This is a genomic window from Paenibacillus sp. OV219 (genome assembly GCF_900110075.1).
Lineage (GTDB): Bacteria > Bacillota > Bacilli > Paenibacillales > Paenibacillaceae > Paenibacillus_Z.
Genome location: NZ_FOCJ01000008.1, coordinates 95960 through 120543, shown reverse-complemented (window position 1 = coordinate 120543; position 24584 = coordinate 95960). Strand labels below are relative to the sequence as shown.

Genomic DNA, 24584 nt, shown 5'->3' with positions numbered 1-24584 from the left:
TGCTTGTGAAGTATAAAATTCGGAAAATTTCAGCACAGGACAACAGGAGAACGAGCAGTCCGCACCAAAGAAGCTTCGCGTTCATGCGAAACTTTACATGGGGAGATGCCGCTGGCTAGTAGAGCTAGCGCAGCGGCTATTCACCAATTGTTGCTTAAAACGTGCTTGATTTATGCGTATCCGGGCACCAGCGCGCAGCGCGGTATTGCTTAATCAACACATCTACCGCCCGATCCGAGCGGATAGCCGTCAGCGCTTCGAATGCATAAGCTCTCGTGTAGCGGTCCTTGCTCAGAAGGCCGGCCTCAAGCCCGTTGATGACTAGATCCGAATCGCCGATTTTACCGATTCGCAGCAAGGATAATGCAGCCGTATAGGCGATTTTGTTCGTAATATATTCTTGATTGTATACGTAAGAACCAGTGCTGGCATTTTCTTCGTCTGCAGACTCCTTCGCAACCGCTTCTTCGATTGTTCTCACGAGCGCCGGGATCGTCTCATCCGCCGGCTCACCGATCATGCCTAGTGCTTCCACAACGTTACGGCGAACCCACTTGCTCACATCATTCAGCGCAACGATTAATGAAGGAACTGCGGAAGAAGCCGCCGATCCAAGCATGCCTAGCGTGAAGGCTGCGAGTGCTCTGCTGTTCTCTTCTCCAAGTGCAAGCAACCGAACAAGACCTGGAATGGCCTCAGCTCCTGCCGCTTGAAGTCCATACGCCGCACGCTGTGCGGTTAACTTGAACCCTTCCCCTAGCTCCATCAGCAAAGCTGCAGTACCGGAATTCCCAATATGTCCGAGCGCATAGCTAGCATTCAGCGCCACATTCTCAGACGAATCGCGAATAAGCTCTTTAAGCTTCGGAACCGCTGCCTCCGCTGCCTGGCCGATCAAGCCGAGCTTATCGGCTGCCCCGCTGCGAATGACTTCATTCTCACTCGACAATGCTTCGATTAATGCAGGCACTTCTGTGGTGCCGCCGTCAGCTGCCGCCTGGAGGCTCTTCTCAACTCTGAGCCAGTTCCATACATCATGCCACAAATTCAAATGTGCATCAGGTGCATCCAATGTGAACGCCGGAACGGCATTCGTATGATTCCAGCTTGGCGACACGGGCTCAGCTAGACGGACGAATTGGAACTTGAGCATATAGCGGTCAATATTCGACGTGTTCAGCGAAGCCTTGTGCCATAGATCGAAGTGAACGAGCGCGATAGTGCCTGCCTTTCCTGTCGGCAGCAGCTCCGGCTGGTTCTGAAACTTCTCATTATATTGGGAGCCTGGCATGATCGCCGTCGGGCCCATATCTTCTGTAATATCCTGCGTGTAGTAGAACATCATTACCCACCACGGACGATGGCTGCGCATGGATGACCAGAAGCCATCTTTATGCCACTCCCCACCGCCCGGCTTCCCGTTGCCCGGCTGGTTGTAGTGCATATGGCGATGTGGATGCATATAATAGTCAGGTCCCAGAACACTGGTCAGTGCGCCCTTCGTTACCGGCGTCTCAAAAAACTTCTGAATATCCGGTACTCGCGGCAATATGTTATTGCCGGGATTCCCTTCATTCTGAAAGGCGAAGTCGATCTGATTCATAACGCTCCGATGCAGTTCCTCCGGCAATTCATTCTGAAGAACGACATAACCCTTCGTAATAAACTGAATCATCTGCTCATCATTGAGCAATTTCAACTCGCTAGACATCCTACGCAGCCCCTTCTCGAATAAGTGATATGTTATATTAAATGTACCAGAGGGCAGCCTGAATTGTATTTAGCTCACAGTCAGACAGTTGCACAATAGTCAGGTCAATTTAATCAAGCACACCATGGAGAAGGGATACGGCTACGATGGATTTCTCTAAATTCCACCCTTATGTCTACTACGCTACCAAATATCCGTTCTATCGCGGACAGACCAGCCTTAATCGTTACGTCTACACGAGCTCCATCTATATCATCACGGAGGGAAAAGGTCTCTTCCGGCTGCGGGGCGACCAACATGAAGTCTACCCAGGCATGATGGTCTATATGGAGCCCGGACAACCGCATGGCTGGATCGCGGATAAGGATGAGCCGATGACGAAAGTATGCTGCTATTTCGATTGGTATTACGTCGATCGCACAGCAGTGTTCAAGGATGAAACAGCCCCGATCTGCTACGATCGCGATTTGCTGCATACGGAGTTCCTGGGCGATAAATTCCCTTTCCCGCTGCCCGAAATCGCAAACGTGAGCGCGTCGCTGTTGAACTGGACCGACCTGCTGCAGCGAAGCTTCATTTCGAATGAGCATACGAATGAGCGGACCTTTCTGCGGAGCATGTCAGCACAGAGCCATTTTGCCGAATTCATCCATCACTTCTTAACGTTCTCGCTACAAGAGTCGCATATTCCAGACCCCCGCATCAGCAAGCTGCTGGAGCGAATCGAGGTCGATCTGCTGAGCGGCGCCGATATTGTCATTGAGCATTACTCCGAGGCGCTCGGTGTCAGCAGAGGCTACTTCTTCGACCTCTTCAAGCGAACAACCGGCCTATCGCCGATTCAGTACATCAATCAGTTCCGCATCAGCAGGGCGAAGGAGGACCTTCGTTCTTCCAACCTCAGCATTATGCAAATCGCTGACAAGTATCACTTCAGCTCTGTTCATTATTTCTCGCGGATGTTCCGCAAATATACCGGGAAGTCGCCGCAGTCGTTCCGCGAATCGGAGATATAAACTTAGTAGGCGGACATCACAAAAACGCACTGTCCAATCGGACAGTGCGTTTTTGTGCGGGATGCGCAGGCGCGGGCTATTATCCACTATGCACATCTGTTCTGCGGAAGTACGTCATGATAAAGAGAAGCGGTACGATGAAAGCGACGCACATCGTAATGACGCCAGTCGGAGTCGATTTATAGTGCTCGTTCATCGTGTCGAGCATGTTCAGCGGAGCGCTCCACGGATAGTACATGATGTACTTGGACTGCATGATCGTCAGCTCCGAGATGACCGCGAATACGCCGAGCCCCATCGCTGGGATGTAGCTGCGCCACAGCAGCGCAACAGCTGCAGCGATCGGGACAAGCGCATATTCCAGAGCGAGAAGCAGCCCGTATTTGCCGAGCGTATGCCAGAAAATCTCCGCAGACGGTAGGTGTGACGTGAATACGAAAGCAGATGCGAACGTAAGCAAGAACGAGAGGAGCAGCACCGACGCGAGTACCGGGACAGCAATGATGAATTTGGCTGCCAGCACGAGATTGCGCGAATATGGCCCTGTCAGCATATTGTTGACGGTACGCTCTTGAAACTCCCTCGCGAACAAATAACCAATTAATAACGAGAATAAGGCCGGACACATGAGCATCATCATCATCATGAGATTATCATCGAAGAAGCCTTTCCACCCAAACTCCGCGCCAGTGCCCGAGTTATGCACCTCGACGAAGAAGTTCAGCGCAGCTGGCAGCAGCGCCCCAAGCAGGACGAGCCAGAGCATGCGCGATCTGCGCCACTTCAGCCATTCGCAAGCAATCAGATCAAGCATGTACAGCACCGCCTTCCACCAATCGTACAAAGTAATCCTCAAGCGAATCTTTCATCGCATGGAGACTGTTCACGAGAATCCCCTCACGAACAAGCAATCGATTCATCTCTCCAGGCACATGACCATCACCATAGACACGCAGCCAGCCGTCCTCATCAAGCCGGCAATCTTGAATGCCCATCTCCTTCGCGAGGAGTTCCTTCGAGCGCTCTGGCTCATCAACTTGCAAGCTGATATATTGCCGGTTCCGTTCCTTCAAGAGCTGCATCGGCGTCTCCTCCAGCATCCGGCCGCGGTGGATGATGCCGACCTTCGTTGACAGCTGCTCCACTTCGCTCAAGATATGGCTGGAGACAAGAATTGTAATCTTCCGCTTCTGCGCCAGCTCTTGAATGAGAAGCCGGATCTCCTTAATCCCCATCGGATCAAGACCATTCGTCGGCTCATCCAGAATAAGCAGCTCGGGCCGGTGAAGAATCGCACGAGCGATGCCAAGGCGTTGCTTCATACCAAGCGAGAAGTTCGATGCTTTGCGGTCTCGAGCATCCCAAAGTCCTGTCGTACGAAGGGCATCCTCGGTCACATCGGACTCTCGCATACCCATCATTTTGCGGTGAAGCTCGAGATTCTCTATTGCTGTCAAATTCGGATAGAAGCCAGGATACTCGATTACGGAGCCGACTTTGCGCAGCACCGGATTCTTGCCTCGCCCAATCTTCTCGCCGAACAGCTCCACAGAGCCGGTTGTCGGCTGAATGAGCCCCATCATCATGCGGATTGTCGTCGTCTTGCCCGCGCCATTCTGTCCGAGAAAGCCGTAGATATCGCCTCTCTGCAAAGCCATATCAATGCCGTCTACCGCATTGACCCCTTTATAATGCTTGCAAAGTCCGCGGACCTGCAGAATTACATCGTTCATTATTGTCAAACTCCCCTTTAAGCGATGTCTTTCTTACGAAAAGCACGACAGCCAAGCGCAAGAATGACGATAAGATAAAATAATGTATACAAGGCAAAGGCACCGCTTGGCACGTTAAACACAGCGAACGGCCCCATGTTCTCCACCGCCTGCGTCGGCAGCGGCAGCTCCAGTCCATCCAGCAGCTCAAACGTAATCCGATTCAGCAGCGCATTGGATGGCATCAATAGCTTAAGCAGGAATGCAAACCGGCTCGCCAGCTCATTCTCGCCGCTATGGTTGAATATATTTTCGGCGAAACCACTAAACATGCTCAGCCCGTACAGCATCGCGCAGGCAACGCCATTACCGAGCATGGGCAAATACGTTGAGCCGAGCATCGATACGCCAAGCAGCAGCATTGGAATCCATATAAACAGCAGGAAAGTCTTAAGTAACGTCACCGGCATAATCGGAAAATGCAACAAATAATGGACCGGCAGCAATATCGCAAAAAACATGATGCCCGAATACAGTACCAGCCAGAATGCATATCCGACATACTTGCCAAGGTATACGCGCCACCTTGCGATTGGCCGCGACAGTACAGCCAGCATCAGTCCATTCTCGATCTCCCCGGAGATCGCGCCCATCGTCGTGAAGAGGATGAAGAACGCAATAATCATTTGGGAGAATAGCAGTCCGAGTGTCATCAGCATGATGCTGTCGGCGACGTTCCCGGTGAGAGTCACGACATGTCCCTCGAAATTGGTCGATATTTTATAGACGCCGAAGGTGAAGAGCGAGGCGAAAAGCAGCGAGAGCACGAACGTCACCGGTAAAATCCGTTTGCGCAGCAGCTCCTTACCGGCAAAAACGATCCAACTCATGTGCGCGCACCTCCAGCCGCTTGCCCGCCTGACATGGATAAGAACCAAGCTTCCAAGCTGCTTCGGACCGGCACCACTTCATAGACGGTTATGCCTTCCTCAACGAATAAGCGGATCAGATAGCCGATTTGCTCGCGGTCCTGTGCAGACACCTTCAGGACGGCGCTGCCATCCGCAGCCTGCTTCGCGATCTCGAGGGCCATCCCAGGCAGCAGCTGTTCACTCAGCTCCTCCTGCAATTCTGGCAGCCATCCGCTCACCGTAAGCTCCCAGCTGAGGTCGCTTCGCAGCATGTCGCGCATCGAACCGCTGGCACGAAGCTGTCCCTTATGCAAGAACGCGACTTCGTCGCATACCGCCTCCACGTCTTCAAGCAAATGGGTGTTCAGGAAGACCGTCTTCCCTGCCGAGCGCAGCTGCTCAAGAAGCTGCCTCACTTCATATCGACCGATTGGATCAAGCGCCGATGACGGCTCATCCAGAATGATGAAATCCGGGTCCATAAGCAGCGCACATGCTAGTCCAAGCCGCTGCTGCATGCCTTTGGAATATTGCCGAACCCGGTCATTGCCGCGTTCATTCAGGCCGCAGATGCGGAATACTTCCTTCATCCGCGCGGCGAAGGAAGCCGACTTCGTCTGTGCGTTCGTCATGCCGCACAGACCTGCATGGTACCGGAGCACCTCCGCTCCGGTCAGCCAATCCTGAAAGCGGAACAGCTCGGGCAAATACCCGAGCTTCACCCGCGATTCAGGGTCGCCGATTGGCTTGCCGAACAGCGTGCCACTGCCGCTGTCCGGGCGAAGGAGGCCGACGACCATCTTCACAAACGTACTCTTGCCTGCCCCGTTCGGCCCGAGCAGTCCGAAAATTTGCCCTTGCTTGATGCTCAGCGAGATATTCGAGCAGCCTGTGCCGGATGAGTAGGTTTTGGACAGACGATCTGTTTGCAAAATCATCATTTCATCATTCCTCGAGCTTCATTAATAATGGATTCTTCCGTCGGATAGTCCGCCACCGAGCCGCTTAGCTGATAAACCCAATCATCTTGCAGCCAGATAATCGAACGGCTAGTGCCTGAGTCTGTCACAATGGCTTCATTGCCTTCAATCTTCGTCGTGTGGGTGCTATCCGTCGAGAACGAAGGCACAGGCAGCGTATGGCGCCAATCGCCAATGCCGGCAAGCTTCGATCGCATATCGTCCGGAAGCATCGGCAGATCTAGCACCGCTTGACGAATCTGCTCGACATCTACTTCCTCTGACACATCAAGCGATGGGTTAGGCAGCTGAGTAAGCCGCTTCGACGAAGAATCGTCTGTACTTAGTGTGACGAAAGTGCCCGGAATAACGAGCTTGATTGGCGACCCATCAACAGATTTCGGGAACTCTGTCTTGCCGCCTAGCAGTGCAATCATCTGATTGATCGCCTTCGGATGCAGCTTGAACGTAATTTGCTGCTCCGGCATGTAGTGAATAACCGCATTCCCTTTGACCGGGAGCTCTTTCAATGAACGATCTCCAGCAAGCGCAGCCGCCTCCGCTCCACTCACGACACGATCCTGTCCACCGCCTGTCTGCTCGATTTCACCGTAACGCTTCAGGTTCAGCTGGCGTGTTCCGTCCGTACCATCCTGCAAAGCAGCTCGGAAGCTGTCCATATCAGACTGACTGATCGCAACCGTCTGGAAATGCTGCACGCGGAACGTATTCATCACTGACGCCATAACATCCTGGCCCCAAGACGAGAACATGAGCACTCCGGCAACCGCAGCTGCCGATACGAGAGATACCAATCTCCGCTCGTAACGTTTGCGGCTCGAAGGCTTATGTGAACTTTTCTCTTCATTAATAGGATTGAAATGTACTGGTGTCGCTGCAAGCTCTTGAGCAGGAGCTTGAGCCGGAACTTGAGCCTGATTTTGCAAAGCATCCTTTGCTTCGTCTGTTTGTTCTTCACGTTGCGCTGCAGCTGGCATCTGCTCCTCTTTCAGCCAAACGGGCGCAACCTCTTCCTCTTTCACGGACATGAACAATCGGCTCAGCGCCAGCTCTACATCGTCTTCCGTTATGTTCAGCCCTTGATTCTCTTCATCCAGGCGTTTCGGTTGTTGTTTCATTGCTCCATAACCTCCTCGGACAACATATTTTTCTTAAATCGGCTGGCCGCTCGCATGAGCAGCGTTCCGACAATCTTCGGATTCACTTGAAGCGCCTCAGCAATCTCAGCATGGCTGTAGCCCTGCTCCTTCAAGAGCAGCGCCTGCCTGTCCCGCTCTGACAGCTTATTCAGCACGCCGCGCACAACGTCCCGCTCCCAGCTCTGAATGACAACCGCCTCATTGGACGGATAAGTCTGTTCCCCTGCGAGCGCTTCATGCTGCTGCTTTTCATTCAAGTCATTCAGCCTTCCCGCCTTGCGGTAATGGTCATATACGATACGCGTCAATACGCGGTGCAGCCAAGGTCCCGTTCTCGCCAGATCTTCCGGCGGGTTGCGGTACAGTTTGATAAACACTTCCTGCGCCAAGTCCTCCGCCGCCGCGCGGTCTCCGATGAGACCGATTATCTTGCGCAGCACGGATGGATAATGCTCCCGAAATAACTGTTGATATCGGGCCGGCATCTGATCGTTTGGCATGCTCTCGCCTCCTTCATAGAGTAAGACGCTGGGTATGGGTGAATCATAGCACATCGTTTGAAAAAATTTTTACGCACAAAAAAAATCAACCGGGCAGCGCAATCCGTACCGCCCGGTTGATCATTAGCTTAACCTTCCACTGGTGCCTAATGCGTTCATCTGCTATCAGCTTGTCACGAAGCGACGCTCCCGCTTTCACAGGAACACCTGCTTTACCGAATAGAATCGCCATAACTCGCCTATTACCTAGGAGATACCCGTCACTTCAAAGTCGACATTTGATTGGTCGAATACGAATTTGCGGAAAGGAATGCCCTTGTAAATGCCGCAAAATATTATAAAATCCGCGCAGCTCCGCAATCGCGGAATACCGCTTCCGCTGTACCGCCAACCGATAAATCCGGCCCGTCAGCGAGCTGGTTATCGCCCATGTCGGCAGCGACCAAAATCGCTCCGCGCGCAAGCGCATCACGGCATGCGCCGACATCACCTGCATCAAAGCCGATGTCGACAAGCGCACTCTCGAGCGTGCTGTCACTGTCATATGCAGCTGCTGCTGCCAATATCCCGTTGCTCGGGAACGCCACGCCGCCGAAGACGCCCATATTCATGCCGCTGACTGGAACCGGAGCAGCGATGCCAAGATCGTTATTGTCGTGATCATCAGCAGCGGCGCGGGTCAGCATGAGGTCCGTCATCTCATCGGCATGGACATCAGTCTCCGATTCAATACGCCTCGAATGGTCCCGATCCTTCGCGATCACCCTCAGCTCATTCCGCGTAAAACCTGCCTTCTCAAGTGCATTCACCGCTTCAATCGCTTCATTCTCCGTGTTAAAAATCCCTATTCTGTAAGTCAATTCATTCGCCTCCGCATACCACTAAACTATACCACCCTTGGTATGCCCTGTTTACGGAGGAAATAACCGGCAGCTTCGCCAAGCTGTCGATTTCGGCTGTTTCCTTATCTGAGAGTGCTGAATCTGCACGCTCAGAGCTTCAATCGGTCGATTCTCGCGCTGAGAGTACGTATTTCGCTCTCTCAGCTTCGCCAAGCTGCCGATTTCGGTTGTTTCCTTATCTGAGAGTGCTGAATCTGCACGCTCAGAGCTTCAATCGGCAGATTTTCGCGCTGAGAGTACGTATTACGCTCTCTCAGCTCCGCCAGCTGCCGATTTCGGCTGTTTCTTTATCTGAGAGTGCTGAATCTGCACGCTCAGAGCTTCAGTCGGTCGATTCTCGCGCTGAGAGTACGTATTACGCCCTCTCAGCTTCGCCAAGCTGCCGATTTCGGCTGGTTATTACTTTAAGGCCGCGACGGCGAGCCATCCGGAATGCGCGATAACGTCCAGCCGGGCAGCACATTATGGCACGGATACAGCGCTGCCTTCTGCTCGTCGATGTCGACGCCAAGCCCTGGCTTGTCGTTCACATACGCATAGCCATCACGGATTGTCGGACTGCCTGGGAACACCTCGTGCATCCGCTCCGACAGCGCGCTCCATTCCTGAACGCCGAAGTTCGGGCTCGATAGATCCAGGTGAAGGTTCGCCGCCTGACCGACAGGCGACAGGTCCGGCGGACCATGCCAAGCGGTGCGAATTCCGAACGCTTCGCAGACGGTGCCAAGCTTCTTCGCAGGCGTCAGTCCGCCGATGGCGCTAATATGGCAGCGGATGAAGTCGATCAGCCGCTCGGTCACAAGGGGCAGCCATTCCGCGGAATGGACGAACAGCTCGCCCATCGCAAGCGGCGTCGCACATTGTCCGCGGATATGGCGGAACCAGTCGATCTGCTCCGGCGGCAGCGCATCCTCGAGGAAGAAGAGCCGATGCTCCTCGAGCTGCTTCGCGAGCCGCACCGCTTCGATCGGCACGATTCGCTCATGGATATCGTGCAGCAGTTCGACCTCATAGCCGAGCGCACCGCGTAAATGGTCGAACATGCGCGGCACGCTGCGGACATAGGCATCGGGGTCGAAATAAGCACCGGGCAGCACATGGTCCGGCTGGTGCAGCTTATGTCCTTGACCGCCGTAGCCGCCAAGCTGGCAGCGCACATAGCGGCAGCCTTGCTCCATGAAGGCACGAACATTGTCTTCGACCTCCGCAGGATCGCGTCCGTCCGCATGGCGGTAGATCGCCGCCGCTTCACGAAGCTTGCCGCCGAACATTTCATACACAGGCTGATTCGACATTTTTCCCTTGATGTCCCATAGCGCCATATCGATGCCGGAGACGGCGTTGTTCAGCACGGGACCATTGCGCCAATAGCCGCTAACCATGGCCGTCTGCCAAATATCTTCGATGCGGCGCGGGTCCTTGCCGATTAGAAAAGGCTTCAAGTACTGCTCCACCGCAGTCGCCACAGCGAGGTGGCGCTGCGTAAACGTTGCACAGCCAAGGCCGTAAAGACCGGGCTCATTCGTTTCGATTTTCACAATGACCAGATTAACGCCATCTGGCGCGGTCAGAATGACGCGGACGTCTCTAATTTTCAATAGTTCCTCCATGCAAGCGACAGCTCCTCACTTCGAACCTACAGGTTCGCTAGTTGCTCCTCAGCATCCGCAGGAATCTCATGCCAACCATCGAATTTGCCGAGCATTTGCTGGATGTAGAAAGGACCGCTCTCGCGCAGCTGCTGCGAACGCTCACCCTTGAAATTGTCAACGCGGTATTTGCAGAACGACTGCAAGTGGTTGTAGTACAAGGCTCGGCGCTCCTCCGTCGGATGCTCGTTCGGCAGAGCCGCATGCCAGAGTGCGCCGTGAAAGATGACCGCATCGCCAGCGTCCACGAGCACCTCCACTTGGCCTTCGATGTGATCAAGGCCTTCCGGCGGATTCTTCCCGCTCTTATGCGAGCCTGGCACGACGACAAGCGGACCTTTCTCCCTTGTAATAGCATCGAGATAATACGCGCAATTGATCGAGATCGGAAAATACCAATACGGCGGCAGCGGCTCTGGAAACACATGCGAGTCCATATGCCAGCCGACCGGCATCCCTTTGTCCGGTTTAATCCGCGTCGCATTGACGCTCTCCATCTGCAGCTTCGGCCCCATCAGCGCGCGCATCACGTTAAAGACCGGAGGATGGACAAGCAGCGGAACGAACGCTTCATCCCGGTCGATAATGTCGGGAATTTCGCGTGTTGTGAACCCTTCGGATATGCTGATTACACGCTCAACCAGATGCGCGACCTGCTCCTTGCTCAGCGCTTGCTTCACAACCAAATAGCCATCGCGCTCAAACTGCGCGACTTGCTCATTCAATGTCAGACTCACCGTTTACTCCCCCTCCTCTATCTCCATTACGAGCGCATTGTACATCGGCATCACGCCATGCGGCTTCACATCGAACAGGCGATTGCCTATCCAAGCTCCCTCATATGGCTTACCTGCTACTACTTCGGTACGCGACACAAGCTTCGGCTCGAACGTAAGCGCCACGGTTTCGCCGGCTCGGAGGCCCAGCACAACGAGATAACGCCCCTCATCCGACATCACACCAGCAAGCCCGCGAGGCGCTCGGCACTTCACTTCATCCGCCTTCAGCCACTCCGGCAATCGAATATAAACATCACCAGCGCGCATCGGCGTTACGCAGAGCACGCCTTCCTCCGGCACGCCATACTCGATTCGCACATCCTCGTTCACCTTATTCAGCCAAATGTTGACGTACAGCCGCTGTTGGTTCGCATCCCATGTCGTCGCATGATCCCAGACCAGATGCAGTCCCCGTCCTCCTGCCGCACAGCAGCAAGCCATCGTATCGACTTTGCCTTCGTTCGAGAAGTCGTTCGGATTCATCCGTCCCGTGAAGCCGCCCCTGTACCGCGCAGGCACGTCACGGTACGTTCTTGTCGTCGTCTCTTCTTTGTCTGTCACCGTCTTCGCCCACGAAATGTCCCGTACCTGCGAGGCGACAAGCGTATTGGCGAACCGATCCGCATCGTCCCAGCAGGCAGCATTGCCATTCTTCGCAAGATAAATGGCCGTATGAATCATATCCGTCGTGCAGCAGGTTTCGCTATGTTGAATGACACCCGGAAGCCACCGGTAGTGCTCATCAACCGGCTCTTGGCCATTTAAGCCTGTACCTTCCGGGAACCAGCCGTATGTACTGCCCATCGAGCAAGCCCAGTCATACACCTTCTGACACCAATCGATCAGCGTACGGTCCTGCTTCAATGTCGCATAGCGGAGAATGCCTGCGACAGCGCCCATTTTCGAATGGAAATGACCGTCATCCGGATATCGCCCCTGCGACCAGAAGCTGCCGTCCTCAGCGAACACCTTCGAATGGTACACGACGAAATTCGTCAACTTCTCCAGCATTTCCGCAGCTAACGGATCGCCTGTGCGCTCGTAATAGATCGCTAGTGGCAGAATGAACACACCGCCCCCGTAATGGGTCGGCTCCACGATAAAGCCATGCTCGGTATAGATCTCCGCCGGCACCACCATGCCCGGCACATAGGTCTCGAATGGATAGCAAATGTAATCGTCCCGCTCCACCGCAATATTCCGCATCCCCTTCAGCATGCGTTCGATACGCACCAGCGCTTCCACGTCCTGATCGAACTTATGCCAGCTGAGCAGTCCGAGGAAGACGCTGCGCTGGTCGAACATATTCGCTCCCGCAGGCACACCCCATTCGTTGCTCATCCGGTAGAACAGCCCGTCGGACTCGCTCTGCATCCAGCGGAGCGCCTCTTTCATATGCTCCTCTGCCTCGCGTCCGATCCGCTTCCCGATGATCTCGCCGCACAGAATCGAAGCGTCTAAGAATCGTCCCACCGCATCGCCGAAATCCCATTCGCTATGCCATGCGAACGACTCGTCACTGCCAATCTTCGCGAAGAAGTACGGTAAGTAATGATAGTCCGGATCGAGCATCTGCTCGTAATGATTGATGGCAAGTGCCGCCAACTCCCGATAATCAAGCGCCTTGCCTAACTTGCTAAGTTTGCCGTGTTCCATCTACGATCATCCTTTCAGTGAGCCTAGCATGATGCCTTTAACAAAATACTTCTGCAAGAACGGATAGATGCATAGAATCGGCGCTGTCGTGACAATCAACATCGCCATCTTGATCGATTCCGCAGTGACGGTCACCGCCCCTTGATGCATCTTGCTCAACACCGCAAGGTTGGACGCCTCGTTCGACTGAATGAGGAAGAGCAGCAGGTTCTGCGCCGTCCATAGCTTCGTGTTCGAGATGAAGGTGAAGCCCGTGAACCAGTCATTCCAATGGCTAACGCCGACGAACAGCGCAATGGTCGCAAGCACTGGCTTCGACAGCGGGAAAATAATGCTGAAAAAGATTCGAGCGTCCGACGCTCCGTCTATCTTCGCCGACTCCTCCAGCGCTTCCGGCAGTTCGGTCATGAATGTGCGCACGAGCATGATGTTGAATGCGCCGTACAAGCCAGGAATGATGTACGTCCAGAAGCTATTGAGCAGATGGAGCTGCTGCAGCGTGATATAGAACGGGATGAGTCCGCCACTGAGGAACATCGGGATGACAATCCACCAGTTCAGAAACTTGCGCAGCGGAAAATTCTTCTTCGTCAGCACATACGCAAACATCGCCACAAGCAGCACCTGCGTAATAACGCCGACGACAACCCGAGCTATCGTTACACCGTAAGCGATGAAAATATTTTGGTCGCTAAAGATGACGCCGTAGTTCTTCAAGCTGAACATGCGGGGCCAGATATAGATGCCGCCCTTCTGCGCATCCATCGCGTCGTTGAAGGAGATGGCTAGAATATAAATAAACGGATATAAGCACAGAAACGAAAAAGCGAGCATGAACAGCATATTGACGGCGTTGAACCATTTTTCTCCCCGTGATCTCTGCATGCCGGCACGCCTCCCTATATGAGTGACTCTTGCTTGATTAACTTGGCAACAAAGTTACAGACGAGGAACAGAATAAGTCCGACTGTCGCTTGGAACACACCCATTGTTGCGCCGAGCGAGAGGCCCATGAAACCGCCCGAGTTGCGCAGATAGCTCAAGATGAGCGTATCGAGAATTTGGCCGACCTCCTGCACTTGCAGATTCCCCATCGTCCACAATTGGTCGAAGCCTGCACTCATTAGGCCGGAGGCGCTCAGGATGAACAGCAGCACCATCGTGCCGCGGATGCCCGGCAGCGCAATATGCCAAATTTGGCGAATACGGCTTGCCCCGTCGATGCTGGACACTTCGTACAGATGCGGATCGATACCTGACAGCGCAGCCAAATAGATAATGGCGTTGAAGCCGATGTTTTTCCATAGTTCCGTGAAGATGACGATCGGCAGAAAAGCTTGCGTACTGCCCATGAAGTAGAACGGTTCGTTCAGGAAGCCGATGCGCGTCAGCATATCGTTAATGAGTCCGCCATCCGGGGATAGCATCTTGTACCACAATCCTGCAGCGATGACCCAGGAGATGAAGTACGGCAAGTAGCTGATCGTCTGCACGAAGCGCTTAAATACAGTCTGGTGAATCTCGTTAATGAGGAGCGCGAACAGAATGGTAACTGGAAAGCCGATCAGCAGCTTGAGCCCGCTAATAATAATCGTATTGCGAAGCGCATTCGTGAAATCAGGCAGATTAAAGATCGTCTTGAAGTTATCGAGTCCAACGAACTCACTGCCGGAATAGCCTTTGACCGGATTGTAGTCCTGGAAAGCGATAATGATGCCGACCATCGGATAATACGAGAACAAGAGGAAGAAGATAATGCCCGGTATGGTGAAAATGTAAAGCCAGCGCTGGTCCCACATTTTGCGCAAGATCCGCTTCGTCATTGCCTTGCGCCTTGGTTCCGCTGCGGAGTTCGTCTGGCTTTCTACGAGAGTTGTCATCGGTAAGTGACCCTCCTTCTTGCCAAGGAATGATTCAAGGAGAGCGCCTTAATAGCGCTCCCCCCGTTGCAACGTTTACTTCAAATTCTCCAGGTGGATCGACTTCGCCGCTTCTTCGCGCTCTGCAACGATTTTGTCATAGCCAAGCGCTTTGACGTTCTTGCCCCAATCCTCAACGAGCTTCTTGATGCCGTCCGGATTTTTCGCCGTTACCGCCTTCGCAACCAGTTGCTTGTAGCGCTCGCTCTGACCGACAGTCGCTTTGTTCTCCACATCGCCTGGCTCTACATAACGCTGCGGATCTGTAATGTATTCGGTTGGGAACTTGGAGCCAAGGTTCTTCCACGTCTCAATCATATCTTCACGCATCTCATAGCCGGTTGGCGCTTGGTTCTTAATGAGCGCATCATAATTAGGAATGAAGGAGTACACGTCGATACCGAAGTGTGCGCGCTTGTTCCAGTCGCCTTGCGTTTCGTCGAAGAACGACTTCGTATCAACGACCTTGCCGTCTGCATTGCGCTCCCACTGCGCACCTTCGATGCCGTACTTCGTTAGAATCGTGCCTTCCTCAGAGAGGACATAGTCCAGCGTCTTGAAGAACGTATTGACTTCTTCCTTCGGCAGGCCGGCTTTCACCGCCCAGAGGCTCCATGCTTCCAGTCTGAACTTCGGCAGGCTTGGGCCGGAAGCGATTGTAGGATCATACAGCTGAACGCCGACGAACTCCGCCTTCGGATCCGTCTTCTTCATGCTGTCCGTGAACGGATTCGCTTGCTCCCAATAAGCGCCGTGCACAGCGCCATAGCGGCCTTGGTTGCCTTTCTCGTCGATCTGGCCTTGCTTGAGCGTGAACGCTTCTTTCTCGATCAAGCCTTCGTTATACAGCTTGTTGTAGAACGTAAGCGCGCGGATCAAGTTCTCTGACTGACTAACATCGGAACGAGCCGGCTTGCCGTCCGCATCGGTGTACCATACGCCTGTTCCGTCGTTCTGGTCCGGTGGGAAGAACAGCTTGATCATATTGCGGAAGTTCTCGCCGAATGCCGCATACGGAATGACTGGCTGGCCGTTCACGTCTTTAATTTGCTCCTTGAATGCCTTTAGATCGTTGTATAGATCGTCGACCGTCTTCGGCAGCGGCAGGTTCAGCTTGTCGAGCCAATCCTTGCGAATCCAGATCGTTGGCTGGTCGATGGCGTACGCCTGCATGTTGGAGAAGTTTTGCGCAATGCTGTAGATTTTGCCGTCATGCGGATCTGAAGTGAATGGGAGCAGCTTCTCTACTGCGTTCTTCACATTCGGATATTTCTCCAGCCATGGCGTTAAGTCTTCGAGCTTGCCGCTCTCGCCTAAGTTGTTCAAGATCAGCTTCGTTCTGGAATCCGCGCCGGTTGTAACGATATCCGGCCAGTCGGAGCCGCCGGTGGATGCCCACAGCTGCAGCTTCTGTACGACGTCGTCGTAGCCGCCTGTCTTGATAACGTCATACGTCAGGTCTGTCAGACCAAGACGCTTCTGCAGCTCCGGTAAGACGATGTCCTTCGCCGGGTCAGGGTTATCCCAGCCCCAGTTGAACGCGGTAATCTTCAGGTTATCGACGGTGCCGACTTCCCCAGTGGATGAATTCGACGAGTTGGATGTGTTTGCGTTATTCGAGCTGTTCGTTGAATTGGACGTATTCGTGGAGTTCGTTGTATTCGTGGAATTCGTTGCATTGCTGGATGAGTTACCGTTGCTGCTGTTGCCCGTATTGTTGCCATTGTTGCCGCCGCATCCGACCAAACCTACCGTTAAAGCTGCTGTAAGCAAAATACCTACATTCTGACGGATTCTCACAAGTTATTCCCCCTGAATATGTGATAGGTTGTTCATGCAAACATCAGTTTGAAGTTTGAAGCTACCCCGCCAAGCCCTGTCCGTTCCAGTCGCAAGCCCTCATCCCAAATCAATTGAACCGAGTTCCACTCCCCCTTACGTCAAATCTACCAATGCACATTCCCTCCGCGCTGATCCGCATAAGGGATGCCCCCAGTCATCGGGGTGTTATCTTGCTCCATCCATTTCCGTTGGTAGAGCGGATAAATTTGACCGGACGGCGTCACCGACAATACGGTATCACCGCGCCAGCGGACGTTGTAATCGTGACCGGATACGCGTTCAATCGTCTCAATCGTTGTCAGTGGGTAAAGCAGCTCGATAAGCTGTCCTTGCTGCAAGCCCTCGAGGCAGATATAACTGCTCTCGTCGGCAGTAATCGGCAACGCCTCTCCATCAACGGAAAGCACAGCATCCTCCTGAGCGATCCAATCTGGGATTCTCACTCGTAGCGCTTGGGCGTCATGTATGAGTAACGCAAGCTTGCCTTCATATGGCTGATAGCTAATGACCTCTACCCACTCGCTGTTCCGGCTGAGCGCCATGTTCACACTGACGACGCCATCCCTCTTCGTCACGATGTCGTCCCAGACGAGGTAGCAAGCGCGAATGCCTGCGCCCAAGCAGCAGCCTTCGACGCTCTCGATGCAATTGTCGAGCGAGCCTGGCTTCGACCAGGAAGCCCAGCTGCCATAGAGCGCGCGCTCAAGGATCGGCTTCTCGGGGAAATCGCCTTGAGGCAGCATCGGATCCGTATGTACGAATTGGTTCTCAAGCAGCTGATTGCGTGTGAAGCGCTCCAGAATGGCGTAATAGCTCTCATCGATATGGCGAGCAATGAGCAAGCCAAGGTGAATGGCATCCGTAATCGTGCACGATTCGCAGGAGGCATCATCTGGACCTACGCCGTCCGGCACCCAGCCCCACTTGCTTGAGAAGCGAAGTGTCCAGTCGAACACGCTCTTCATCTGCTGTACAACTGCCGTATCATTCGTCCGCAGCGCTCGCCGCATGATGGCTACAGCTGCAGTTAGAATGCCGCCGGAGTGCGTATGCCCTTGATAGCGGCCGTCAGCTTCAAAGGTACCGCTCACATTCAGCACGAAACGGGACATTCTATCGAGCAGATCCTCACAATCCGGTGCATCGTTGACGCTCTCCGTGAAGCGAGCCAGCGCCAGCATAATTCCGCCGAGCGGGAATGTCGGGTAGCCGTTGAAATCGCCGAATACCGCATGCTCCATCGTGTTCCAGCCGTCAGCGTGCTTGAACCAATAGCTATAGTCTCCTTCATGCTTCACATTGTCACGGATCGAGGCGGCTAACCGCTCCACGGTTTCCCGTCGCTCCTCGCTCGGAGCATCGAGATACAAATCGACATACGCGAGCAGCATTCTGCCGGCCATGAATGGGTTGAGGAACGGATCGCAAGTGTCCAGCATCGCGCGAAGCGCCTCTTCTTCTTCCTTGTAGTCGGATGATCCCGTCACCGAACGGCCTAGCAAATACGCATCCGTGAACCGGCTGCACATATCACCAAGATCCCAAATATGATGCTCCAGCTTTGGCTCTGGCTTCAGACGAAGCAGGAAGTACGGCCGGTAATTCTGTTCTCTGTCCAGCCGGTTCGCTATCGCACTGAAGCCTCGTTCAATCGCCTCCTGCAGGAAATAGGTCTGCGGCCTTGATTGCATCTTTACATCCATTACCATCATTACTCCCCCTGACTAATTCGCATGTGATTCATGTGGAATCGGCAAACAAGCCGTGCTGATCATGGAGACAGACACGTAAATAGAGCGCTTACATTTTTAAATTGTTGGATTAGATGTTCGGTTGTTTGTTGTGCTTGTGATTGTTTGTTGTGATTGTTTGTTGTGGTTGTGGTTGTTTCTAGTGCTTGTGATTGTTTGTTGTGGTTGTTGTAAGTGGCGTGCTAGCAATAGAAACTGCTCGTGGAGTCAATTGCTCTGTGAGGTGGATCGTGCATAAATAGCTAAAATAGCTAAAGAAGATGAACGCTGAGGGTTAAGACATTGAAGGTACGAACATGAACAAGCTGCTTATAACAAATATACAACTATTGCTCAACGGTATTGTTAACAATATTCAATTAATTGCATCATACTCCGATCCCTCTATGCTGTAAAGAAAAAGATTTGAATGCACTGTAAATAGTTGTATATTCAATATATCAAGTGAAACCGGCTGACTCCGTCCTTATATCATATCAAGCTAGAGAGTAGGAGACCGATGTCCGTTCCAATGAAGCGAGTGCCTTTATATACGCAGATTCGCACATACATCGTTGATCAAATCACACAAGGCAAATTAAAGCCTGGAGAGCGTCTGCCCTCAGAGAACGAGCTAGCCGAGCATTTTGGCGTCAGCCGCATTACGGTAAAAGGCGCACTGTCCACCCTCGTAGAAGAAGGGGCTGTCTACCGTATTCAAGGGAGAGGCTCCTATGTCGCCGATGGACCGCAGAGCAGGGAGCCGGTCCTTTACCCGCCTGCCTCCACATCAGCCTCAGCATCTGCTGCTCTCGTGAAGCCGCGCAAGATGAAGCTGATCTCCCTGATGATTCCGAGTCTCAAGACCTCCTATATGGTCCATCTCGTGCAAGGCGTCGAGAAGGAAGCTGCGCTGGGAGGCTACCGGGTTATCGTGTCCCTCACGCATGAGTCTGTAGATACCGAGTGCACGCTTCTGGCAGAAGCTGACGAATTTGGCGTGGACGGTGTAATTGTTTACCCCGTAGAAGGAGAAAGCTATAACGAAGATATCCTGCGAATGTCGCTGCGCGGCTATCCGATCGTCGTCATCGATCGTTATTTGAAAGGGCTTGAGACGAACTGCGTCTGCTCTGATCACTTCGGTGGTGCTTATGAAGCGACGAACCATCTCATTCAATCCGGCCACACGCGAATCGCTTTCCTGACCGCTCCAGCCAAAGGTACATCGAGCATGGAGGACCGGCTTGAAGGGTACCGCAGAGCACTGTCCGATCACGGAATTTCTAGCGACCCCAGACTCGTTTTCACGAATACGGATCCCTTACAGATCGAGAGGTTCCTGCGTGAGAGCACCGATGTAACTGCCATCTTCGCGCTTAACTCCTCGCTCGGCCTGAAAGTGATGTTGGCGGCGGAACGACTGGAATTCTCGATCCCTGAGCAGTTGTCCGTTATTTTCTTCGATGATCTGGAGCATTCCTATCGCTGGGCGAAACGTCCGTCATGCATTCTTCAGCAAGAGGAAGAGATAGGGATACAAGCGACGAAGCTGCTCCTCTCACTCGCCGAGAACCCGGATCAGGAACGTAAGAAGATCGTGCTGCCGCCTCGGCTTGTCGTAGGTGGAACGACAGCGACACCGGATTATTTTACATAACTTGGAATTCAAATTTGATTCAAAAGAAGTCTCCGTGGGTAATATGCTTATAGAAATTATTCGATTTGGGAGCGTTGCGCGATGAAACACACCGATAAATTAGTGCTGCGAACGGAAAATCAGGAGGGCAAGTGCACCGTCTATGTCTGCGGTGAGCTTGACCTGGAATCAGCAGTGCAGATGCGTGCGGCAATGACCCCGCTCATCGAGCTGACTGATCGTGAATTGGTTCTGAACTTGCAGGAGCTGCGCTACGTCGACAGTACGGGTATCGGGATTCTTGTCTCGGTACTGAAAGCCCGCCATGCGAAGGAAGCGCTATTCACCGTAACCGCTGTACCTCCGCACATTCGTAAGCTGTTTGATATGACAGGCATTACACCATTTTTACTGAAATAGGCCTAAAGGCGATAGGTAGGGCCAGCCTTCAGAAAGGAATTCACAACTATGAACGATAATGAAGACTTAATCACGCTCAAAGTGCCAGCAGCGGCGGAATATATTGACTTGGTACGGCTGACGCTCTATGGCCTCGCTGCCAAAATCGGTTTCTCCTACGAGGAAATCGAAGATATGAAAGTTGCGGTATCGGAGGCATGCAACAATGCAGTGCTTCATGCATATGGCGACATGCGGAGCCGTGCGGTCCTGACAGGGGCTAGCGTGCCTCAGATTGAAGTGCGTTTCGTGAAGAAGTACGACGCCCTCTCCATCATTGTGAAGGACGAGGGATCCAGCTTCGATGCTGCGGCGGCAGCGAAGTTGGCTCAGCCTGTGGACGGGCAAACGATTGATGAGCTGCAGGCCGGCGGTCTCGGACTCTACTTGATGCAAGCGTTAATGGATGATGTGATCGTGAGCAGCGAGATGGGAACCGAGGTCGTGCTGACCAAGCGGCTCCTCCGAAGCGGTGATCTCTAATGAGCACGCAACCGGCTAATCATCGGAGCGCCGGCGGCATCGAACTCATTACGGCCTATCAGAAAAACCCGAATAATGAGACCGCTGAGCTTCTGATCGTCCATTATGAGCCTATGGTTCGAATGGCTGCCGGTAAAATATCACGTAACCGTCCCGACCTGTACGAGGATTTGATTCAAATCGGCCAGATGGCGCTTCTTCGCCTGTTCAGCCAATTCGATAGCACCCTTGGGGTGCAATTCGAGCCTTATGCGATGAAGAGCATCATCGGCCATATGAAGAACTTCCTGCGCGACAAGTCGTGGTATGTCCAGGTTCCCCGCCGCATTAAGGAGAAAGGCATTGCTCTTCAGCATACGATCGACGAATTAACCGTCAAGCTCGAACGCTCACCGAGAATGGATGAGATCGCGGAGCGTATGGAGCTATCCGTCGAAGAAACGACCGAAATTCTTGCCGGACGCGAGCTGTATCATTATGTCTCCCTCGATACGCCAATATCCGAGGAGGACAGCACCTCGACGCTCGGCGATCTACTCGGATCGCCGCTCGATGATTTCGAGAACGTTGATAAGCGGCTCGATCTGGAAGCCGCCATGGCGCAGCTTGAACCTGCGGAGCAGCGCGTGCTGCTGCTCGCCTATCAGGATGGACTGCCGCAACGGCAAATCGCCGACATGCTCGGCATCTCGCAGATGAGTATCTCCCGCATTCAACGGAGGGCAACGCTCAAGCTGAAGAAGCTGTTAAGCGAACAAGAAGAGCTTGATGATTAGAAGCGCGCTATCCTTGCGGCACGAACACTGTGAACCGCGGATGGCGCGCTTCCTTCGTTATCTGGAACCCTTTTGGATAAAATTGTCGGCGCTAGAGTTGTACTCGGTGTATTGTTCGCGTTATGATGGTAGTAACACGTATGAACGGACACGGCAGGAGGCTCTAAACCATGATGCATCGTTTGCTGCAGTTTCCTTCCAAATGGGAATGGCTCGTGCTTAACGAGCAGCGGCCAGAATCATCCGGCCTCAGCCGCAGTAGCACTCGAGCTGCCGGCGGCGGTTCTGTCGTAGCCGCGCTCGCAGAACATGCCGAGGAGCAGGCTGAAGTGAAGCAGGCAAGCGCCGCTGCCTTGAAGCATGCTTATCCTGAGCTTGCCGGCTGGCTAAGCGATATGGAAGGCAACACTCACAACCAAATTATCGTCAGCGAGCTAGCCGGCGGCGAATCTGTGCTGCAGGGGACGCTTATGTTTCAATTGTCAGAGGACGAGACCGATGTGCTGCCGCTGCATTTCCGCGTCACGAGGTCTCGCCTCGTGACGCTTGCCGGCGACATGCGCTTATCCGTTCGGCTGCAGGTCGACCCGTGGCAGGACAAGCTGAACCGCTGCCAGAGCGCACCAGAGGGCTTCTTCGTCGTTCTCGGGTCCATTCTGGAGACGTTCCACATTGGGCTCGACCGTTTCGAGACGAGGCTTGGCGACTTGGAGCATAAGATGCGCAAGCAGAACCGTACCGGACTGATGAACACCATCTTCGAACGGCGATATGAGCTGCTGCATTGGAGCCACTTGTTCATTCCGATTAAGGAAATTCAAGGCGCAGCTAAGGAAGCATTCATGGACACGCTGCTTGATCAGGAAGAGTACAAACGGATGGAGCTCAAGCTCGAGCGAATCGAAGCGCTGCTCAGCCATTATGCGATGGAGATCGATACACTCCTCATGATGGATGACGCCATCTCGAACTTCCGTGGCAACGATATTATGAAGACGCTGACGATCTTCACCGCCCTTTTCATGCCTGCAACGGTTATCGGTGCGGTATGGGGCATGAATTTCAAGCGTATTCCTTGGGCAGGCGAGCCGTGGGGCTTCGTTGCTGTCTGCTCCATCATCGTCATCGTCACCATGCTGATCTATTGGTGGCTCTGGCACAAAGGCTGGACCGGCGATCTGCTGAACGGCCGTCACCGAGGCGAAATCGTCGGCCCCGGCACGGGCATCGATGCCGTTGCAGCTAGCGGCGACTTGCCACGCCCGTTGCCAAGCCGCAGTAACCGCGTACGTGGTGCGCAAGGCGCAAGCAGCGCGAGCGGCAACGGCGAGACCAGCCGCGACGAGAAAGACGCGCCGCTGCCATCACGGTCGAGTCGATAGGTTGATTTGATGTAAACCGAGAATTGAGGTAGGGGCTGTTTGCCCCTCCTCCTGTCTCGGTTTTTTTGTTGTCCACGCAAAACAAAAGAGCCCCGCCATAGCAGAGGCTCCCCATTCTCACTTAATATCCACAACGACCAAACAGCGGTCGTCCGACTGAAGCTCTTCCGCTCGCTGACCGGCATGGAATAACGCCGCTTCGAGCTCTGCGAGCGAGGTCTTGCTGCCGTACGGCTGCAGCAGTGCGGTAAGGCTCGCCGGCCGGTCTTCCTCGCTATCGCTGCCGACGAGATCGTAGATGCCGTCAGTCAGCAGCACGATCCGGTCGCCTGAGCTGATCGGCAGCGTATGCTTCTCGACGACAATATCGCCGAACATCCCAATTGCCACGCCGCCTTGTGCAAACGTCTCCACCTCGCCGCCTTGGCGGATAATCATGCCCGGCGGATGGCCTGCATTGACATATTCGACGACGCCTTCAATGAGATCAACGACGATATACAGTCCCGTAAAATAATACTGAATCAGCTGATCCGCAAACTGCAGCTGCAGTGAGCGGCGGTTCAGCTCCCGGATGACCCGCTTCGGCTCCACCTGCTTCGACATCGCTTCTTTCAGCACCGAGGCGATGAACATGCAGGCAAGCGAGGACGAGATCCCATGCCCCATCGCATCCATCACGGCGATGCCATAACGGTGATCGTCGATTCTGTTCCACGCGTACAAGTCGCCGGACAGCTCCTCGGACGGGCGGAAGATGGCATCTATCGCGACACCCTCGACATCGAGCTTATGCGGCAGTGCCGCTAGCTGTACTTCCCTCGCCAGCTGCAGCTCCTCGCGCACCCGTCGGTCTCGCTCCTTATGCCAATCCTTCTCCACCTTCAGCCGCAGCGCCACGCGAATGCGAGCAAGCAGCTCGATGCGATTAATCGGCTTCGTCACATAGTCGATCGCCCCAGCGTCAAGCGCCTCCGCGAGCTTCTTGGAATCGCCGATCGCCGTCACCATAATTACCGGAATATCTTTAAGCCGCACAGATCGCTGCAGCATCGCGCAAGCTGTTATCCCATCTATGCCAGGCATCATCATATCGAGCAAAATCAGATCAACGCCGTGCCCGTCATCCCCCGGCCCATCAGCCGGCTCTTCGCCTTGCATCGTAAGCCCAAGGAGCAAGAACATCTCTCCTGCCGATCCCGCCGACTCAATGTCGGTGTAGCCCGCACGCTTCAAAATTTCTCTGACCACCGTTATGTTCATCGGATTATCGTCAACGACGGCAATTCGCATTTTCCATCTCCCTAGCTTGTCTTTTTCTTATCTACTTCTCTATGTTAATCGTTACCCCTACTTCAATCGTTTGAATCGTCACGGGCGAGGGCAACGGCCTAAAGCA

The 24584-nt window shown here is 53.7% G+C and carries 23 protein-coding genes; 6 read left to right on the top strand and 17 right to left on the bottom strand.

Annotated features, from left to right (window positions below; translation table 11 throughout):
- Positions 1 to 154 precede the first annotated feature (154 nt).
- Complete coding sequence (locus BMY11_RS20010) at positions 155 to 1711, bottom strand: HEAT repeat domain-containing protein (RefSeq protein WP_090580239.1); 1557 nt, start codon at positions 1709 to 1711, stop codon at positions 155 to 157.
- A 146-nt stretch (positions 1712 to 1857) separates the two neighbouring features.
- Here BMY11_RS20010 and BMY11_RS20005 point away from each other — a divergent pair, with 146 nt between their 5' ends.
- On the top strand, positions 1858 to 2727 hold the full coding sequence (locus tag BMY11_RS20005; RefSeq protein ID WP_090580236.1) for a helix-turn-helix domain-containing protein: 870 nt from the start codon (positions 1858 to 1860) through the stop codon (positions 2725 to 2727).
- Positions 2728 to 2806: 79 nt separating this feature from the next.
- On the opposite strand, the gene BMY11_RS20000 is transcribed toward BMY11_RS20005, so the two are convergent.
- From BMY11_RS20000 to BMY11_RS19935, 15 genes are all read right to left on the bottom strand, one after another.
- Complete coding sequence (locus tag BMY11_RS20000; RefSeq protein WP_090580234.1) at positions 2807 to 3541, bottom strand: ABC transporter permease; 735 nt, start codon at positions 3539 to 3541, stop codon at positions 2807 to 2809.
- The gene (locus tag BMY11_RS19995; RefSeq protein ID WP_090580232.1) at positions 3534 to 4460 is read right to left on the bottom strand and encodes an ABC transporter ATP-binding protein; all 927 of its coding nucleotides are present in this window, start codon (positions 4458 to 4460) and stop codon (positions 3534 to 3536) included. The genes BMY11_RS20000 and BMY11_RS19995 overlap by 8 nt, the downstream gene beginning before the upstream one ends.
- A gap of 17 nt (positions 4461 to 4477) precedes the next feature.
- Complete coding sequence (locus tag BMY11_RS19990) at positions 4478 to 5329, bottom strand: ABC transporter permease (protein WP_090580229.1); 852 nt, start codon at positions 5327 to 5329, stop codon at positions 4478 to 4480.
- Positions 5326 to 6291: an ABC transporter ATP-binding protein gene (locus BMY11_RS19985; RefSeq protein ID WP_256217663.1), complete on the bottom strand. Its 966-nt coding sequence runs from the start codon at positions 6289 to 6291 to the stop codon at positions 5326 to 5328. Before BMY11_RS19985 ends, BMY11_RS19990 begins: the two co-directional genes overlap by 4 nt.
- A complete protein-coding gene (locus BMY11_RS19980) occupies positions 6288 to 7448 on the bottom strand; it encodes a hypothetical protein (RefSeq protein ID WP_090580223.1) in 1161 nt (386 codons plus the stop codon). The genes BMY11_RS19985 and BMY11_RS19980 overlap by 4 nt, the downstream gene beginning before the upstream one ends.
- The gene (locus BMY11_RS19975; RefSeq protein WP_256217662.1) at positions 7445 to 7969 is read right to left on the bottom strand and encodes a sigma-70 family RNA polymerase sigma factor; all 525 of its coding nucleotides are present in this window, start codon (positions 7967 to 7969) and stop codon (positions 7445 to 7447) included. The genes BMY11_RS19980 and BMY11_RS19975 overlap by 4 nt, the downstream gene beginning before the upstream one ends.
- Positions 7970 to 8054: 85 nt before the next feature.
- Complete coding sequence (locus BMY11_RS28965; protein ID WP_177182729.1) at positions 8055 to 8201, bottom strand: hypothetical protein; 147 nt, start codon at positions 8199 to 8201, stop codon at positions 8055 to 8057.
- Between the two features lie 103 nt (positions 8202 to 8304).
- Positions 8305 to 8829 carry a general stress protein gene (locus BMY11_RS19970; RefSeq protein WP_090580220.1) on the bottom strand — a complete coding sequence of 175 codons (525 nt, stop codon included), beginning with the start codon at positions 8827 to 8829 and terminating at the stop codon, positions 8305 to 8307.
- Between the two features lie 446 nt (positions 8830 to 9275).
- Positions 9276 to 10481 carry an enolase C-terminal domain-like protein gene (locus BMY11_RS19965; RefSeq protein WP_090580216.1) on the bottom strand — a complete coding sequence of 402 codons (1206 nt, stop codon included), beginning with the start codon at positions 10479 to 10481 and terminating at the stop codon, positions 9276 to 9278.
- A 26-nt stretch (positions 10482 to 10507) separates the two neighbouring features.
- Positions 10508 to 11257: a phytanoyl-CoA dioxygenase family protein gene (locus tag BMY11_RS19960; RefSeq protein ID WP_090580213.1), complete on the bottom strand. Its 750-nt coding sequence runs from the start codon at positions 11255 to 11257 to the stop codon at positions 10508 to 10510.
- Positions 11258 to 11260: 3 nt separating this feature from the next.
- Entirely contained in the window at positions 11261 to 12955 is a 1695-nt protein-coding gene (locus BMY11_RS19955; protein ID WP_090580210.1) for a hypothetical protein, read from the bottom strand.
- 6 nt (positions 12956 to 12961) lie between these two features.
- Entirely contained in the window at positions 12962 to 13840 is an 879-nt protein-coding gene (locus tag BMY11_RS19950) for a carbohydrate ABC transporter permease (protein WP_090580208.1), read from the bottom strand.
- Between the two features lie 14 nt (positions 13841 to 13854).
- Positions 13855 to 14835, bottom strand: a complete 981-nt coding sequence (locus tag BMY11_RS19945; RefSeq protein ID WP_090580205.1) for an ABC transporter permease — start codon at positions 14833 to 14835, stop codon at positions 13855 to 13857.
- A gap of 75 nt (positions 14836 to 14910) precedes the next feature.
- Positions 14911 to 16674, bottom strand: coding sequence for a type 2 periplasmic-binding domain-containing protein (locus BMY11_RS19940; RefSeq protein WP_090580202.1), 1764 nt, complete (start codon positions 16672 to 16674; stop codon positions 14911 to 14913).
- A 146-nt stretch (positions 16675 to 16820) separates the two neighbouring features.
- Positions 16821 to 18419, bottom strand: a complete 1599-nt coding sequence (locus BMY11_RS19935) for a beta-L-arabinofuranosidase domain-containing protein (protein WP_143069316.1) — start codon at positions 18417 to 18419, stop codon at positions 16821 to 16823.
- A 547-nt stretch (positions 18420 to 18966) separates the two neighbouring features.
- Here BMY11_RS19935 and BMY11_RS19930 point away from each other — a divergent pair.
- The 5 genes from BMY11_RS19930 to BMY11_RS19910 all read left to right on the top strand — a co-directional run bounded on the left by BMY11_RS19930 (position 18967) and on the right by BMY11_RS19910 (position 23185).
- Positions 18967 to 20106: a GntR family transcriptional regulator gene (locus BMY11_RS19930; RefSeq protein WP_090580195.1), complete on the top strand. Its 1140-nt coding sequence runs from the start codon at positions 18967 to 18969 to the stop codon at positions 20104 to 20106.
- 81 nt (positions 20107 to 20187) lie between these two features.
- Positions 20188 to 20505 (top strand): STAS domain-containing protein, encoded by a 318-nt coding sequence (locus tag BMY11_RS19925; protein WP_090580193.1) that lies wholly within the window; start codon positions 20188 to 20190, stop codon positions 20503 to 20505.
- A 48-nt stretch (positions 20506 to 20553) separates the two neighbouring features.
- Positions 20554 to 21027 (top strand): anti-sigma B factor RsbW, encoded by a 474-nt coding sequence (gene rsbW / locus BMY11_RS19920; RefSeq protein WP_090580190.1) that lies wholly within the window; start codon positions 20554 to 20556, stop codon positions 21025 to 21027.
- Positions 21027 to 21803 (top strand): sigma-70 family RNA polymerase sigma factor, encoded by a 777-nt coding sequence (locus BMY11_RS19915; protein ID WP_090580188.1) that lies wholly within the window; start codon positions 21027 to 21029, stop codon positions 21801 to 21803. The genes rsbW and BMY11_RS19915 overlap by 1 nt, the downstream gene beginning before the upstream one ends.
- Positions 21804 to 21973: 170 nt before the next feature.
- Positions 21974 to 23185 (top strand): magnesium transporter CorA family protein, encoded by a 1212-nt coding sequence (locus BMY11_RS19910; RefSeq protein WP_090580185.1) that lies wholly within the window; start codon positions 21974 to 21976, stop codon positions 23183 to 23185.
- 117 nt (positions 23186 to 23302) lie between these two features.
- Here the strand turns inward: BMY11_RS19910 and BMY11_RS19905 are convergent, their stop codons facing one another.
- Positions 23303 to 24478 (bottom strand): PP2C family protein-serine/threonine phosphatase, encoded by a 1176-nt coding sequence (locus BMY11_RS19905; RefSeq protein WP_090580181.1) that lies wholly within the window; start codon positions 24476 to 24478, stop codon positions 23303 to 23305.
- Positions 24479 to 24584: the final 106 nt, after the last annotated feature.

What these genes read in the sequence shown, in the direction of transcription:
- BMY11_RS19995 (WP_090580232.1), bottom strand. Translation starts at nt 4,460, where the DNA reads ATGAACGATGTAATTCTGCAGGTCCGCGGACTTTGCAAGCATTATAAA.
- BMY11_RS19930 (WP_090580195.1), top strand. Translation starts at nt 18,967, where the DNA reads ATGTCCGTTCCAATGAAGCGAGTGCCTTTATATACGCAGATTCGCACA.
- BMY11_RS19965 (WP_090580216.1), bottom strand. Translation starts at nt 10,481, where the DNA reads ATGGAGGAACTATTGAAAATTAGAGACGTCCGCGTCATTCTGACCGCG.
- BMY11_RS19925 (WP_090580193.1), top strand. Translation starts at nt 20,188, where the DNA reads ATGAAACACACCGATAAATTAGTGCTGCGAACGGAAAATCAGGAGGGC.
- BMY11_RS19910 (WP_090580185.1), top strand. Translation starts at nt 21,974, where the DNA reads ATGATGCATCGTTTGCTGCAGTTTCCTTCCAAATGGGAATGGCTCGTG.
- BMY11_RS19975 (WP_256217662.1), bottom strand. Translation starts at nt 7,969, where the DNA reads ATGCCAAACGATCAGATGCCGGCCCGATATCAACAGTTATTTCGGGAG.
- BMY11_RS20000 (WP_090580234.1), bottom strand. Translation starts at nt 3,541, where the DNA reads ATGCTTGATCTGATTGCTTGCGAATGGCTGAAGTGGCGCAGATCGCGC.
- BMY11_RS19980 (WP_090580223.1), bottom strand. Translation starts at nt 7,448, where the DNA reads ATGAAACAACAACCGAAACGCCTGGATGAAGAGAATCAAGGGCTGAAC.
- BMY11_RS19935 (WP_143069316.1), bottom strand. Translation starts at nt 18,419, where the DNA reads ATGGATGTAAAGATGCAATCAAGGCCGCAGACCTATTTCCTGCAGGAG.
- BMY11_RS20005 (WP_090580236.1), top strand. Translation starts at nt 1,858, where the DNA reads ATGGATTTCTCTAAATTCCACCCTTATGTCTACTACGCTACCAAATAT.
- BMY11_RS28965 (WP_177182729.1), bottom strand. Translation starts at nt 8,201, where the DNA reads ATGGCGATTCTATTCGGTAAAGCAGGTGTTCCTGTGAAAGCGGGAGCG.
- BMY11_RS19985 (WP_256217663.1), bottom strand. Translation starts at nt 6,291, where the DNA reads ATGATGATTTTGCAAACAGATCGTCTGTCCAAAACCTACTCATCCGGC.
- BMY11_RS20010 (WP_090580239.1), bottom strand. Translation starts at nt 1,711, where the DNA reads ATGTCTAGCGAGTTGAAATTGCTCAATGATGAGCAGATGATTCAGTTT.
- BMY11_RS19945 (WP_090580205.1), bottom strand. Translation starts at nt 14,835, where the DNA reads ATGACAACTCTCGTAGAAAGCCAGACGAACTCCGCAGCGGAACCAAGG.
- BMY11_RS19990 (WP_090580229.1), bottom strand. Translation starts at nt 5,329, where the DNA reads ATGAGTTGGATCGTTTTTGCCGGTAAGGAGCTGCTGCGCAAACGGATT.
- BMY11_RS19950 (WP_090580208.1), bottom strand. Translation starts at nt 13,840, where the DNA reads ATGCAGAGATCACGGGGAGAAAAATGGTTCAACGCCGTCAATATGCTG.
- BMY11_RS19915 (WP_090580188.1), top strand. Translation starts at nt 21,027, where the DNA reads ATGAGCACGCAACCGGCTAATCATCGGAGCGCCGGCGGCATCGAACTC.
- rsbW (WP_090580190.1), top strand. Translation starts at nt 20,554, where the DNA reads ATGAACGATAATGAAGACTTAATCACGCTCAAAGTGCCAGCAGCGGCG.
- BMY11_RS19905 (WP_090580181.1), bottom strand. Translation starts at nt 24,478, where the DNA reads ATGCGAATTGCCGTCGTTGACGATAATCCGATGAACATAACGGTGGTC.
- BMY11_RS19955 (WP_090580210.1), bottom strand. Translation starts at nt 12,955, where the DNA reads ATGGAACACGGCAAACTTAGCAAGTTAGGCAAGGCGCTTGATTATCGG.